Here is a 12,596-nt window from a genome sequence, read left to right as displayed (position 1 = left end):
TGCATTATGCTGCGCCGCCACATATATGTCTAATTGTTGTTTCGGATATCAGACATATGTTTTGTGTATGTCTTGACCTGCCCCAATCCCGCCTCAATCCTTGACCGGCACCGTGTAGTTCAGCGCCAGGCGGCCGCCGTCGACGTACAGGGTCTGGCCGGTCATGTAGCTGGCGTCGGCGCTGGCCAGGAAAGCGGCGATGCCGGCCACCTCCTCCGGTTCGCCGCAGCGGCCCAGCGGGGTGCGCGACAGGATGGTGTTGCGCGCCTCCGGGCTCGACAGCACGGCCTGTTTGGCCAGCTCGGTCAAAATGGTGCCCGGGCCGATGCCGTTGACGCGCACGCCGAACGGCGCCAGGTTCAGCGCCATCACCTTGGTCAGCTGGTTGATGCCGCCCTTGGACACCACATACGGCACCTGGTTCGGAATGGCCAGCTCGGCGTTGACGCTGGACATGTTGATGATGCAGCCGCGCTCGTGCTTGACCATTTCGCGCGCCGCCGCCTGGCCGCACAGGAACATCGATTTCAGGTTGATGCGCAGCACGCGGTCGAAGTCGTCCTCGGTCAGGTCGAGGAAGTCGGCGGCGTGGGTGACGCCGGCGTTGTTGACCAGGATGTCGATGCGGCCGAAGGCGGCCAGGGTGGCGGCCACCATGGCGTCGACATCGGCCTTCTGGCTGACGTCGGCGGCGAAGAAGCGGGCTTGCGCGCCGAGCTCGGCGGCGACGGCGGCGCCCTCCGGTTTGATGTCGACCAGCATCACGCTGGCGCCTTCGGCCAGCAGGCGTTTGGCGCAGGCCAGGCCGATGCCTTGGGTGGCGCCGGTCACGATAGCGACTTGTTGGGATAGTTTCATCGGATGCTCTTCCTAGCGAGAGTTGAGGACGCTCGTGGCGCCCTGTTGCGGTAGCGGATTCTAAACTACAGGATGATGGCGTCGTTGGGCAACTGGTTGGGACGGGCGCCGTCGGCCGGGAAGTGCTGCTGCAGCAGCGTGTTCAACTGCTCCAGCGCGGCCAGCGTGCTGGCGTGGAAGTCGCCCCGGGCGAAGCCGCCGGTCAGGCGGGCGCAGACGTCCTGCCAGTCGGCCGCCGCGACGCGGCGGCCGGCGTTGCGGTCGGCGACGATGTCGACGGCGTGCTCGGCCAGGTTGATGTAGACCAGCACGCCGCAGTTCTCCTCGGTGTCCCACACGCCGTACTGGGCGAACAACTGGCGCGCCCGCGCGCGGTTGGACAAGTTGTCGAAGGCGGCGGCCAGCGGCAGCGCCGCCTCGACGATCAGGCGGATCTCGGCGCGGTGGCGCTGCTCGCCGGCACCGATGGCCGCCTCGATCGCCGCCAGCGTGGCCGGCGGGAAGGCGCGCCGGCCGGCGCCGCTGGTGCTGCACAGGTGGCGCCAGGCGCGCGCGCAGCGGCCGGCCAGGGTGGTCTTGCTTGGCTCGTTCATCGTCTCGTCCATCACCAGTTCCCCGAGGCGCCGCCGCCGTCGAAACCGCCGCCGCCGCCGGAGAAGCCACCGCCGCCACCGCCGCCACCGCCGCCGCCACCGAAGCCGCCGCCATGGCGGCCGGATTGGCTCAGCTCGTTGAGCACGGCGCCCAGCAGCACGCCCTTGGCGCCGGAGCCCCAGTTGCCGCGCGCCACGCGCGGGCCGCCGCGCGAACGCAGCAGGGCCAGCAGCACCAGGCCGCCGAAGAACAGCAGCGGCAGCCACAGGGCCAGGCCGCCGTCCTCCTCGGCCGGCGCCCGGGTGTCGGCGGCGGGAAATTTTTCCTGGTTCAGCAGGGTGCTGATGGCGCCCACGCCGGCCACCAGGCCGCCGTAGAAATCGTTTTGGCGGAAGTGCGGCGCGATGACGTCCTGCAACACCCGCTTGGATTGGGCATCGGTCAGCACGCCCTGCACGCCACGGCCGGCCTCGATGCGCAGCCGGCGCAGGGCCGGCGGATTGTCCTTCGCCACCAGCAGCAGCACGCCGTCGTCGACGCCCTTGCGGCCCAGCTTCCAGGCGTCGGCGACGCGGATGCTGTACTGCTCGATGGCCTCGGGCGCCGTGCTCTTGACCAGCAGCACGGCGATCTGGCTGCCCGTCTTGGCCTGGTAGTCGGCCAGCACCGCCTCCAGCGCGCCGCGTTGCCGGGCGTCCAGCATGCCGGCCTGGTCGGTGACGCGGGCGGCCAGCGGCGGCACCGCCAGCAACTGCTGCGCCGGGGCCGGCAGGGCCACGGCCAGCCAGAGCAGCCACAACAATGCGCGCAGCGCTTTCATCGGATCACTTGCCGAAATTGACGGTCGGCGCGGTCGAGATGGCCTTTTCGTTCTCCACCGTGAACGAGGGCTTGACTTGGTAGCCGAACACCATCGCCGTCAGGTTGCTGGGGAAGCTGCGCGCCAGCACGTTGTATTCCTGCACGGTGACGATGTAGCGCTGGCGCGCCACGGTGATGCGGTTCTCGGTGCCCTCGAGCTGCGACTGCAGGTCGCGGAAGCTGGTGTCGGCCTTCAGGTCGGGATACTTCTCCGACACGACCATCAGCCGCGACAGCGCGCCCGACAGCTCGCCCTGCACCTGCTGGAACTTCTGGAAGGCGGCCGGATTGTTCAGCACCTCGGGGGTGATCTGGAAGCTGGTGGCGGCGGCGCGGGCGCGGGTGACCGCCTCCAGCGTGTCCTTCTCGTGGCTGGCGTAGCCCTTGACGGTGTTGACCAGGTTGGGGATCAGGTCGGCGCGGCGCTGGTACTGGTTGACCACCTCGCCCGAGGCCGCCTTGGTGGCCTCGTCGCGGGTTTGGAAGTCGTTGTAGCCGCAGCCGGACAGCAGGGCGCCGAGCAGGCCGGCGAACAGGGCCAGTCGCAGCAGGCGCGACCAGAAGGAACTGGGTGATGAAGTGGTGGACATGCTTGCTCCCGCAAATGGATATGGTGAATATACCTCAGCCGCGCCGCAACGGGCGTCCCGGTCGCGCTGAATTTGCGGCGATTTTGACATCAAAGCGAAAAATCGTGGCCGTTGGCGCGGATTTCAATACCGTTTCGCCGATCTTGCCGGCGCGCGCGGGGAGCGCGCGCGGCGTTCGGGCCGCCGCCCGGCCGGCGCGGTACAATGGAGGGTTTGCAACTGAATAGAAGGGTGTGTCGTGAATTTCATTAATAAATTGTCTGCCGCGTGGACGGCCAACGACTCCCTGTTGTGCGTGGGACTGGACCCGGACATGGCCAAGCTGCCGCCGCAGTTCCAAAACGATCCGGACGGCATCTTCAAGTTCTGTACCGAGATCATCGACGCCACCGCCGACCTGGCCTGCTCCTTCAAGCCGCAGATCGCCTACTTCGCGGCGCTGGGCGCCGAGCGCCAGCTGGAGAACATCTGCTCCTACCTGCGCGCCAACTACCCGCACATTCCGCTGATCCTCGACGCCAAGCGCGGCGACATCGGCGCCACCGCGCGCCAGTACGCCCGCGAGGCCTACGACCGCTACGGCGCCGACGCCGTCACCGTCAACCCCTACATGGGCTCCGACTCGATCGAGCCGTACATGGAGTGGAGCGAGCGTGGCGTGATCATCCTGTGCCGCACCTCGAACGCCGGCGGCTCCGACCTGCAATTCCTGCAGGTCGACGGCAAGCCGCTGTACCAGCACGTGGCGCGCCTGGTGGCGCAGAAGTGGAACAGCAACGGCCAGTGCGCGCTGGTGGTCGGCGCCACCTATCCGGAGGAGCTGGCGCAGGTGCGCGCCATCGTCGGCGACATGCCGCTGCTGGTGCCGGGCATCGGCGCCCAGGGCGGCGACATCGCCGCCACCGTCGCCTCGGGCAAGACCGCCGACGGCAGCGGCATGATGATCAACTCCTCGCGCGCGATTCTGTACGCCACGCGCCAGCCGGGCGAGGACTTCGCCGCCGCCGCCCGCCGGGTGGCGCTGGAAACGCGCGACGCGATCAATCTGCACCGCGGCTGAGTCGCTGAGCTGATGTGAAAATGGCCGGGCCGCTACATGCGCCCCGGCCATTTTTTTGTGCCGCCGTTCTGGCGCGGCGCCCCGGCTAGTAGCGCGCCGGCGCCACCATCTCGGCGTAGTCGTACAGCGCGCCGAGGATCTCCTCGCCGCGTTCGTCGGCGGTCTCTTGCAGATGGTCGATCTCGCCGAACAACTGGTCGACCGTGCGGGCGCCGGCCTCGCCGTCGAACAGGCGGGCGGCGCGGTGCTCCTCCCAGCGCTGCTGCTCGGCTTCCGTCAAGGTCTGCGGGAAGTTGCGCGCGCGGTAGCGGAACAGCAGTTCCTGCAGGCGCTGGTCGTCGAAGGACGGCCGCAGGGCGGCCAGCTTGGCCGGGCTCTCCTTGCGCAGCGAGTCGAGCAGGCGGCGGTCGTTGTTGCCGACGAAGCCGCCGTACAAGTCCTCGTCGACGTCGAGCGACTCGGCCGCGCCGGGCCGCTGGAACACCTTGGCCCAGACGGCGCCCATGTCCGGCCCGGCGGCGGCCAGCGCGGCGTTGGCGCGGCCCTGCTCGAGGTCGATGCCCCAGCGCGCCGCCATGGCCGGCGTCAGCGTCTTCAAATTGGCCACCAGCATCGGCGACTTGTTCAGGTGGATGCTCTTCACCGGCAGCCGCGTCATGCCCTCGGGCATCGCGTCGGCGCGCGTGAACATGCGCGTGCGGATGGTGTCGGCGTCCAGCCCGAACAGCTCGCGCGGGTCGTGGCTGCAGTCCCAGACGATGATCTCGTTCTTGTTCGACGGGTGCTGCGCCAGCGGCCAGACCAGGCCGAGGCAGCCGCGCTCGGTCGGGAACATGCCGGACACGTGCAGGAAGGGTGCGCGCAGCGCCGGCGCCAATTGCATGCCGATCTCGTCGGCGACGCGGTCCTTCTTGTGCAGCGCGAAGCAGAAGTCGAACAGTTTGGGCTGCTTCCGCTTGATCAGGCGGGCCAGCGCGATGGTGGCGCGCACGTCCGACAGCGCGTCGTGCGCCGCCTCGTGCAGCAGGCCGTTGGCGGCGGCCAGGTGCTCGAGGCGGAAGCTGGGCTTGCCGTCCTCGCGCAGCGGCCACTCGATGCCCTCGGGGCGCAGCGCGTAGGTCATGCGCACCACGTCGAGCAGGTCCCAGCGGCCGCACTGGTGCTGCCATTCGCGCGCATACGGGTCGATCAGGTTGCGCCAGAACATGAAGCGGGTGATCTCGTCGTCGAAGCGGATGGTGTTGTAGCCGACGCCGATGGTGCCGGCCTGGGAGAAGGCCTGCTCGATGGTGGCGGCGAACTGGTGCTCGGGCACGCCGAGCTGCAGGCACTGCTGCGGCGTGATGCCGGTGATCAGGCAGGACTGCGGGTCGGGCAGGAAATCGTTTGCCGGTTGGCAATACAGCATGATCGGTTCGCCGATCTCGTTGAGCTCGGCGTCGGTGCGGATGGCGGCGAACTGGGCCGGCCGGTCGCGGCGCGCCTGGGCGCCGAAGGTTTCGTAGTCGTGCCAGAGGAAGGTGTGGGTGCTCATGAGTTCGCTAAAAAAAGGGCTACAGTTTTCTGATTTTCTGCCGTTAATTATAATTATTGCAATTCTGTTCCGGCCGGGGGCGCGCGCCGCCCGTATGGTTGCACAGAATGCTGGACCAAGGAGAGCTATCGTGTCAAATCCCGTTTCCGTCGGCGCCACCGCCGCCGCCGCCGCCCCGGCCAACGACAACGTCAAGGTCAAGGACGACAACGTCAAGGTCAAGGACGACAGCGGCATGAGCGCCGTGCAAAAGGCCAAGGGGCAACTCAACGCCTCCATCGTGCAGGCCTCGCTGACGGTGTCCATCGGCGCCGGCAACGAACCGCTGGCGCTGCTGCTCAAATCGGCGCTGACCGGCATCAACGAGGCCCTCAAGGACCAGTTCGGCGACAATGCGATCCAGAACGCCATGTCGCAGGACAACACGCCGGAGGGCACGGCGGGCCGCATTGTAGCCTTGTCGACGGCTTTTTACGACGCCTTCCGCCAGCAGCATCCGGGCGAGGACCCGGACGCGGTGTTGCAGAAGTTCCTCGACACGATACGCGGCGGCGCCACCACCGGCTTCTCGGAGGCGCGCGGCATCCTGCGCGGCCTGAACGTGCTGGGCGGCGACATCGCCAGCAACATCGACAAGACCCAGCAGCTGGTCGACAAGGGCTATGACGATTTCCTGGCGGCGCACAAATCCAAGCCGGCAGCGGACGCCGCGGCGGCCGACACGGCCGGCGACGCCAACACCACGGTCGGCGTGGTGGCCAGCGCCGGCAGTAAAACCACGGCCCGGGTCGCCTTCGGCAAGGCCGCCTAGCTGTCGCTTCCTTCAGCCTGGCGGCGCGCGCTCACTCGCCCGCCGGCAGGGCCAACTCGGTGACCACGCGGTTGCGGCCCTGGTCCTTGGCGCGGTAGAGGGCGGCGTCGGCCACGGCGATCAGCGCCTCGTCGTCCTGCCCCGGCCGCAGGTTGGCCACGCCCAGCGAGGCGGTGATGTGCGGCAGCGCCACGCGCATGTCGCTGAACACCACGGCGTTCTGCATGCGCTCGCAGAGCCGCTCGGCGACCAGCAGGGCGACCTTGCTGTTGGTGTCCGGCAGCAGCACCATCATTTCCTCGCCGCCGTAGCGCACCGCGAAATCGGTCGGCCGCAGCGCGCCGCTGAGCACGTGGGCGGCGGCGCGCAGTGCCTCGTCGCCGGCCAGGTGGCCGTGCTGGTCGTTGAATTTCTTGAAGTGGTCGAGGTCGATCATGATCAGCGCCAGCGGCGTGCCGGCGCCGTGCGCGGTGGCGATCATGGTCGGCAGCAGGTCGTTCAGCCAGGCGCGGTTGTACAGGCCGGTCAAACCGTCGATCATCGACAACTGGCGGTAGAACTCGCCCAGCTTCTGGCGCCGGCGCAGTTGCGCGTTGGCGGCGCGGATGCGGAAGGACAGCAGGCGCAGCAGGTTGCGCGCCAGCGCGTTCGACTCGTCGATCAATTTCCACACCAGTTCGGCCTCGATCACCAGCAGCTCGCTGTCCTCCAGCGCGCTGATCGACGACAGGTTGGTCTCCTCGTCGAGCACCGACTGCTCGCCCACGCTCTCGCCCGGCAGGACCTTGCTGACGGTGCCGTCGGCCATGCCGGTGCGGGTGTCGGCGGCCACCGCCAGCGCGCCGCGCAGCACGATGTAGAGGCGGGCGCGGCTGGCGTCGGCCACCACCTCGCCGCTGGCCACCTGGACCACGGGGCAATCGGCCAGCAGCTTGGCGATGGCCGCCTCGTCGTCCGAGTCGCGCAGTAATTGCAGGTCGCTGATGCGGTAGTTGGAGGTGCCGAAGGTGCAGATTTGTTTCAAGGTAATCTTTCAAAAACGTAGAACAAGGTTCCTACTGGCAAGCTGAAGGTCGATCATAGCGCAATCCCCGCGCCGCCGGCGGCCCGCCGGACTTTACCTTTGTAATATTTTGTGCGCGGCCGCCGCCGCCTGTGTTCCAATGGCGTCGTCAGCCATCCGCAGGAAAATATCATGAGCAGCATGAGCTTCATCGACGCAATCGGCACCGCGCACGCGGCCGCGCCCCAGGCGCGCATCGTCTCGCTGGTGCCGTCCATCACCGAGTTGTTGTGCGACCTTGGCCTGGCCGGCCAGCTGGTCGGGCGCACCGGTTTTTGCATCCATCCGGCCGCGCTGGTGGCCGCCGTTCCCAAGGTGGGCGGCACCAAGGACGTCAACCTGGAGAAGATCCGCCGGCTGGCGCCGACCCACCTGGTGGTCAACATCGACGAGAACGAAAAGCCCACCGTCGCGGCGCTGGCCGAGTTCATTCCGCACATCGTCGTGACCCATCCCAACACGCCGTTCGACAACCTGGCGCTGGTGCGCCTGCTGGGCGGCATCTTTTGCGCCGAGGACCGGGCCGAGGCCTGGTGCGCCGACTTCGCCGCCGAGTACGCCGCGCTGCAAGCGGCGCCGCGCGGGCCGGCGCAGACCATGTTGTACTGCATCTGGCAGGACCCGTGGATGAGCGTGTCGGCCGACACCTATATCGCCAACATGTTGGCGCAGCTCGGCTGGAGCGTGCCGGCGCTGGGCGGCGGGCGCTATCCGCGCTTCGACTGGTCGCCCGCGCTGCTCGAACAGATCGACGGCGTGCTGCTGTCGAGCGAGCCCTACCGCTTCACCGAGGCGCACGCCGACGCGCTGGAAAAGCAGATCGGCAAGCCGGTCCTGCTGGTCGATGGGGAAATGCTGTCGTGGTATGGCACGCGCGCCCTGCGGGGCCTGCGCTATTTGCGCCAGCTGGCGCAAAACTAAGCCGCCGGCCCCGCGTGGGCGGGGAGGGGCGGCTGTGTGCTCCGTGTGGTGGGCCGGCGGCATGCCGGCCGGGGGACTTACTCTTCTTCCACTTCGGCCTCGGCGGCGACCGGCGCCGGGCTGTGGCGTTTGTCGTTCAGGCGGCCGAGGGCGCTGTCGACGGCGCGTTTCAGTTTGTCGGCGGCGCCGGCGATGGCTTGGTGCAGGGTGGCGGCGTGGTCGCTGACGGCGATCGGCTGGTAGCCGGCGACGCGGGCTTCCATCAGGCAGCGGTTGTCGCCGTCGGCCGATTTCTGGCTGTTCTTGTCGCTCAGGTGGACTTCGACCCGGCTGATCTGCTCGCCGAAGCGATTGAGGGCGGCGGCGACGACGGTCTGCACATGTTCATCCAGGCTGGCATGATGTTCGATGGTGGTATCGGTGTTGACTTTGATCTGCATATGCTTACTCCCGGTTATACAAAAAGATAAACCCGTCCAACCCAGGTCAAAGCAATGTGCTTCGAGGGCCGCGTGGCGCGCAGTGCGACGCCATGGCGCGGCCAGTGTGCATCTGGCTGAAACGCTGTGCACATGACTTCATATTACTCCTTTTTTCGGCCACCGCCGGTACTCCAGAATGCTTAGTCGAGCTAGTTACTCAGGAATTGATCAGACCTGCTGCAAGATTGATGGAGAGCCCCAATATGACCAGGTTGAAGAAGAAGCTCAGCACCGCCTGGCCCAGCACCACCTTGCGCATGGTGCGCGTGTGCAGCGACACGTCGGCGGTCTGCACCGCCACCGCGATGGTGAAGGAAAAGTAGAGGAAGTCCCAGTAGTTCGGCTCCAGCTGCTGGTCGGGAAAGGCGAGCGGCCTGTGGCCGCCGTCCTGGCGGTAGTACAGGTGGGCGTAGTGGACACAGAACAGGGTGCCGACCAGGAACCAGGAGCCGAGCAGGGTGACGATGACGAAGGCGTAGTGCCAAGCCTTGTCGCCGGCCGGCAAGTCCTTCAGCGCCGACAACTGCGAGAAGATGACCAACAAGCTCATCATCGCCGCCGCGCTCAGCGTCGCCAGGATCACCGGCGAGCGCTCGTCCTGGATCGCGGCGGCGCGCTTGACCTGGCCGTGGTCGGCCCGCACCATCATCCAGCCCATGGTCAGCAGATAGGCCCAGACGGTCACGTCCCAGGCCGCCAGCAGGCGTGTCAGGAAGGGCCAGGCGGCCGGCAGGAAGGGGCCGACCAGCGCGCCCAGCACGATGGCCAGGGTCAGGTGGGGACGGCTGCGCACGAAGCTGCGGAAGGGGAGCGGGACGGACATGGACGGATGCTGAAAGTGAGCCGGCCTTACGGCCGGTTCAGGTCGGCTTCGGTGGTGAAGGCGTCGGCGTAGAACTCGTCGGCCGGCAGCTGGCACTGGGCGACGAAGTCGCGCTTGGCCGAGTCGACCATGACCGGCGCGCCGCAGGCGTACACCTGGTGGCCGGACAGGTCGGGCAGGTCGGCCATCACGGCCTGGTGGACGAAGCCGGCGCGGCCCTGCCACTGGTCCTCCGCCAGCGCGTTCGACACCACCGGCACGTAGCGGAAGTTGGGCAGTTGTTCGGCCCACTGGCGGCACAGCGCGTCCATGTACAGGTCCTGCGGGCGGCGGCCGCCCCAGTACAGGGTCATGGCGCGATCCGACTTGGCGTGGATCAGGTGCTCGACGATGGCCTTGATTGGCGCGAAGCCGGTGCCGGAGGCCAGCAGCAGCATCGGCTTGGCCGAGTCCTCGCGCACGAAGAAGGTGCCGAGCGGGCCCTCGAAGCGCAGGATGTCGCGCTCCTTCATCGTGCCGAACACCTGCTCGGTGAACAGGCCGCCGGCCATGTGGCGGATGTGCAGGGTGATCGGGGCGTCGCCGTCGGGCGCGCTGGCCATGCTGTAGCTGCGCCGCTTGCCGTCGCGCAGCATGAATTCGATATACTGGCCGGCGCGGTAGCGCAGCCGCTCGTTGGCCGGCAGTTGCAAGGTCAGCACGACGACGTCGGGCGCCACCTTCTCGATGCTGGCCACGCGCGACGGCATCTTCTTGAGCGGATAGTCCTCGCTGCCGGCCACCTCGCGCGCCTCGATCACCAGGTCGCTGTGCGCGCTGGCGCAGCAGAACAGCGAGAAGCCCTGGGCCTCCTCCTCCGGCGTCAGGGCGCGCTGCTGGTGCGCCTTGTGGCTGACCGAGCCGGACACGACCTTGCCCTTGCAGGAGCTGCAGGCGCCGTTCTTGCAGCCGTAGGGCAGGCCGACGCCGGCGCGCATGGCGGCGGCCAGCACGGTTTCGTCTTCCTCGCAGCTGAATTGATGGCCGCTGGGCTGAACAGTAATGTGGAACGTCATACAATCCTTGATATGAAAAAAACTCTGACTCGAAAAATAAACCTGCCGCGCCTGCTCATCCTCGGTTGCGGCGACGTCGGCATGCGCCTGCTGCCGCTGCTGCGCGGGCGCTTCCGCGTGTTCGCCGTCACCAGCCGGCCCGAGCGGCGCGACGAGCTGCGCGCGCTGGGCGCCGTGCCGCTGCTGGCCGACCTGGACCGGCCGGCCACGCTGCGCCGGCTGGCCGGCCTGGCGGACTATATTGTCCATCTGGCGCCGCCGCAAGCGGACGGCGCGCTGGACCGGCGCACACGCCATCTGAGCGCCATTTTACCTGAGCGGGCGCGGCTGGTTTATGTCAGCACCAGCGGCGTCTACGGCGACTGCGGCGGCGCCTGGATCGACGAGACGCGCACGCCGGCGCCGCACAACGCGCGCGCCCGCCGCCGGGTCGACGCCGAGCAGGTGCTGCGCGCCTGGGCCGTGCGCGCCCGGGGCCGCCTGGCCATCCTGCGCGTGCCCGGCATCTACGGCGCCGAGCGGCTGCCGCTCAAGCGCCTGCAGGCCGGCACCCCGGCGCTGCGCGAGGCCGACGACGTCTACACCAACCACATCCACGCCGACGACCTGGCCGCCATCGTCGCCCGCGCGCTGTGGCGCGGCGCGCCGAACCGGGTCTACCACGCGTCCGACGACAGCGAGTTGAAGATGGGTGCCTACTTCGACGCCGTGGCCGACGCCCACGGCCTGGCCCGGCCGCCGCGCCTGCCGCGCGAGCAGTTGCGCCAGGTGGTCACGCCGGCGCTGCTGTCGTTCATGTCGGAATCGCGGCGCCTGCGCAACGGGCGGCTGAAAAACGAGTTGGGCGTGCGCCTGCGCTATCCAACCGTGGCGGCCACCCTGGCCGCCTGCGTTAAAATGGTGTCGTGACAACTGGCAAGGAAATAGCAGGGGCGTGAGCTGCCGACGCCAAAAAAGCAACATGCCTGTTTTTCGGGCAACGCTGAAAGCCCGCTGTAAGCTTCGCGGCGCAGACTGGCTCCAGATGGCGGCCGACCATGACGGCTTGATGTGCATCAAGCCCGGGTTTGTCGCTTGACGATATTGTGAGCAAAATCGAGGTTGGCGCTGCAGAATTGGGTTTGCCTGCCGTTAATTAGTTTGTCTTTCCCGTGTCGCCACGGCGTGTGATTGGCGACTTCTTCAAGGAGTGCGCATGCCTACCATCCTGCATCCAACCAAAGAACAGGTTCGGGCGTATATGCATCTGCGCGAGTTCGACCGCCGTCCACCGCCCACCCCGGCGGAAATCCGACAGCAACTGGGGTGGTATGGCTACTCCTCGCTCAATACCAATTCCGGCAACCAGTGTCTTTTCCTCCCCAGCAGCATCGCGCAACTGGCCACCTTGTTGGCCGTCGAATGGTGCTTCCTCGCCGCCGGCGTCAGCCGATCCCGTTGATTTTCATTGCCATTTCGCTACTGAAATCTTCCTAGCATAAGAAATAGCTGCAAAATCTATCAAAAAATCACAAAAATATCACCTGCGTTAGCCGAACGTTAACAGAAAGGTGTATTATGTGCATTGTGCGCTCGAAACCGGCATAAACAACTGCGTTTAACAGTGCTGCCTTGGCATTTCAGCTAAAAATTTTTTTATTTTAGTGTCGCTTTTATCCAAAGGCGGCCAAAGAACGGATTGAAACCATTATGTCTATCAAAGAAATCACGGCGTCGCCCACCTACAATCCAAATCGCGTTTTGGATGCCATCATCGAAAAACTGCAACTGAAAAACGACGCGGCCCTGTCGCGCGCGCTGGAAGTCGCACCACCGGTGATCAGCAAGATCCGCCACAACACGCTGCCGATCGGCGCGACCATCCTGATCCGCATGCACGAGATCAGCGACTTCAGCATCCGCGAACTGCGCGAGCTGATGGCGGCATAAAGTCGTCGCGCGGCC

The 12,596-nt window shown here is 66.9% G+C and carries 15 protein-coding genes; 6 read left to right on the top strand and 9 right to left on the bottom strand.

What is annotated here, in order from left to right; all coding sequences use genetic code 11:
* Positions 1–93 precede the first annotated feature (93 nt).
* The 4 genes from BM252_RS10780 to BM252_RS10765 form a co-directional block, all read right to left on the bottom strand.
* Complete coding sequence (locus tag BM252_RS10780) at positions 94–858, bottom strand: SDR family NAD(P)-dependent oxidoreductase (protein WP_093387384.1); 765 nt, start codon at positions 856–858, stop codon at positions 94–96.
* A gap of 65 nt (positions 859–923) precedes the next feature.
* Positions 924–1,451, bottom strand: a complete 528-nt coding sequence (locus BM252_RS10775) for a TPM domain-containing protein (protein WP_093387719.1) — start codon at positions 1,449–1,451, stop codon at positions 924–926.
* A gap of 11 nt (positions 1,452–1,462) precedes the next feature.
* Positions 1,463–2,272, bottom strand: a complete 810-nt coding sequence (locus BM252_RS10770) for a TPM domain-containing protein (protein ID WP_093387382.1) — start codon at positions 2,270–2,272, stop codon at positions 1,463–1,465.
* Positions 2,273–2,276: 4 nt separating this feature from the next.
* A complete protein-coding gene (locus tag BM252_RS10765) occupies positions 2,277–2,903 on the bottom strand; it encodes a LemA family protein (RefSeq protein WP_093387379.1) in 627 nt (208 codons plus the stop codon).
* Positions 2,904–3,141: 238 nt separating this feature from the next.
* Here BM252_RS10765 and pyrF point away from each other — a divergent pair, with 238 nt between their 5' ends.
* Positions 3,142–3,963, top strand: a complete 822-nt coding sequence (gene pyrF / locus BM252_RS10760) for an orotidine-5'-phosphate decarboxylase (protein ID WP_093387377.1) — start codon at positions 3,142–3,144, stop codon at positions 3,961–3,963.
* An 85-nt stretch (positions 3,964–4,048) separates the two neighbouring features.
* Here the strand turns inward: pyrF and sbcB are convergent, their stop codons facing one another.
* Positions 4,049–5,497, bottom strand: coding sequence for an exodeoxyribonuclease I (gene sbcB, locus BM252_RS10755; protein ID WP_093387373.1), 1,449 nt, complete (start codon positions 5,495–5,497; stop codon positions 4,049–4,051).
* A gap of 130 nt (positions 5,498–5,627) precedes the next feature.
* On the opposite strand from sbcB, the gene BM252_RS10750 reads away from it, so the two are divergent.
* Positions 5,628–6,308 (top strand): DUF5610 domain-containing protein, encoded by a 681-nt coding sequence (locus BM252_RS10750; RefSeq protein ID WP_174900491.1) that lies wholly within the window; start codon positions 5,628–5,630, stop codon positions 6,306–6,308.
* Between the two features lie 31 nt (positions 6,309–6,339).
* Here the strand turns inward: BM252_RS10750 and BM252_RS10745 are convergent, their stop codons facing one another.
* Positions 6,340–7,332 carry a GGDEF domain-containing protein gene (locus tag BM252_RS10745; protein WP_093387371.1) on the bottom strand — a complete coding sequence of 331 codons (993 nt, stop codon included), beginning with the start codon at positions 7,330–7,332 and terminating at the stop codon, positions 6,340–6,342.
* Between the two features lie 180 nt (positions 7,333–7,512).
* Between BM252_RS10745 and BM252_RS10740 the strand changes: the two genes are divergently transcribed.
* Entirely contained in the window at positions 7,513–8,292 is a 780-nt protein-coding gene (locus tag BM252_RS10740) for a helical backbone metal receptor (protein WP_093387718.1), read from the top strand.
* 77 nt (positions 8,293–8,369) lie between these two features.
* Here the strand turns inward: BM252_RS10740 and BM252_RS10735 are convergent, their stop codons facing one another.
* The 3 genes from BM252_RS10735 to BM252_RS10725 form a co-directional block, all read right to left on the bottom strand.
* Positions 8,370–8,732 carry an HPF/RaiA family ribosome-associated protein gene (locus BM252_RS10735; RefSeq protein WP_093387368.1) on the bottom strand — a complete coding sequence of 121 codons (363 nt, stop codon included), beginning with the start codon at positions 8,730–8,732 and terminating at the stop codon, positions 8,370–8,372.
* Positions 8,733–8,931: 199 nt separating this feature from the next.
* The gene (locus tag BM252_RS10730; RefSeq protein ID WP_093387366.1) at positions 8,932–9,597 is read right to left on the bottom strand and encodes a DUF1345 domain-containing protein; all 666 of its coding nucleotides are present in this window, start codon (positions 9,595–9,597) and stop codon (positions 8,932–8,934) included.
* 26 nt (positions 9,598–9,623) lie between these two features.
* A complete protein-coding gene (locus BM252_RS10725) occupies positions 9,624–10,652 on the bottom strand; it encodes a CDP-6-deoxy-delta-3,4-glucoseen reductase (RefSeq protein ID WP_093387363.1) in 1,029 nt (342 codons plus the stop codon).
* A gap of 12 nt (positions 10,653–10,664) precedes the next feature.
* Between BM252_RS10725 and BM252_RS10720 the strand changes: the two genes are divergently transcribed.
* The 3 genes from BM252_RS10720 to BM252_RS10710 all read left to right on the top strand — a co-directional run bounded on the left by BM252_RS10720 (position 10,665) and on the right by BM252_RS10710 (position 12,581).
* Positions 10,665–11,561 (top strand): SDR family oxidoreductase, encoded by an 897-nt coding sequence (locus BM252_RS10720; protein WP_093387361.1) that lies wholly within the window; start codon positions 10,665–10,667, stop codon positions 11,559–11,561.
* A 286-nt stretch (positions 11,562–11,847) separates the two neighbouring features.
* Complete coding sequence (locus BM252_RS10715) at positions 11,848–12,093, top strand: hypothetical protein (protein WP_139236404.1); 246 nt, start codon at positions 11,848–11,850, stop codon at positions 12,091–12,093.
* Between the two features lie 248 nt (positions 12,094–12,341).
* Positions 12,342–12,581: a hypothetical protein gene (locus BM252_RS10710; RefSeq protein ID WP_008445950.1), complete on the top strand. Its 240-nt coding sequence runs from the start codon at positions 12,342–12,344 to the stop codon at positions 12,579–12,581.
* The last annotated feature ends 15 nt before the right edge of the window (positions 12,582–12,596 follow it).

Origin of the sequence: Rugamonas rubra (assembly GCF_900114705.1) — a bacterium.
Taxonomy (GTDB): Bacteria; Pseudomonadota; Gammaproteobacteria; order Burkholderiales; family Burkholderiaceae_D; genus Rugamonas; species Rugamonas rubra.
This window is presented reverse-complemented; position numbering and strand designations above follow the sequence as displayed.

Bases quoted from the DNA above. Each gene is read 5' to 3' on its own strand.
- BM252_RS10725 (WP_093387363.1), bottom strand. From the start codon at position 10,652: ATGACGTTCCACATTACTGTTCAGCCCAGCGGCCATCAATTCAGCTGC.
- BM252_RS10770 (WP_093387382.1), bottom strand. From the start codon at position 2,272: ATGAAAGCGCTGCGCGCATTGTTGTGGCTGCTCTGGCTGGCCGTGGCC.
- BM252_RS10710 (WP_008445950.1), top strand. From the start codon at position 12,342: ATGTCTATCAAAGAAATCACGGCGTCGCCCACCTACAATCCAAATCGC.
- BM252_RS10740 (WP_093387718.1), top strand. From the start codon at position 7,513: ATGAGCTTCATCGACGCAATCGGCACCGCGCACGCGGCCGCGCCCCAG.
- BM252_RS10765 (WP_093387379.1), bottom strand. From the start codon at position 2,903: ATGTCCACCACTTCATCACCCAGTTCCTTCTGGTCGCGCCTGCTGCGA.
- BM252_RS10775 (WP_093387719.1), bottom strand. From the start codon at position 1,451: ATGAACGAGCCAAGCAAGACCACCCTGGCCGGCCGCTGCGCGCGCGCC.
- sbcB (WP_093387373.1), bottom strand. From the start codon at position 5,497: ATGAGCACCCACACCTTCCTCTGGCACGACTACGAAACCTTCGGCGCC.
- BM252_RS10715 (WP_139236404.1), top strand. From the start codon at position 11,848: ATGCCTACCATCCTGCATCCAACCAAAGAACAGGTTCGGGCGTATATG.
- BM252_RS10780 (WP_093387384.1), bottom strand. From the start codon at position 858: ATGAAACTATCCCAACAAGTCGCTATCGTGACCGGCGCCACCCAAGGC.
- BM252_RS10720 (WP_093387361.1), top strand. From the start codon at position 10,665: ATGAAAAAAACTCTGACTCGAAAAATAAACCTGCCGCGCCTGCTCATC.
- BM252_RS10735 (WP_093387368.1), bottom strand. From the start codon at position 8,732: ATGCAGATCAAAGTCAACACCGATACCACCATCGAACATCATGCCAGC.
- BM252_RS10730 (WP_093387366.1), bottom strand. From the start codon at position 9,597: ATGTCCGTCCCGCTCCCCTTCCGCAGCTTCGTGCGCAGCCGTCCCCAC.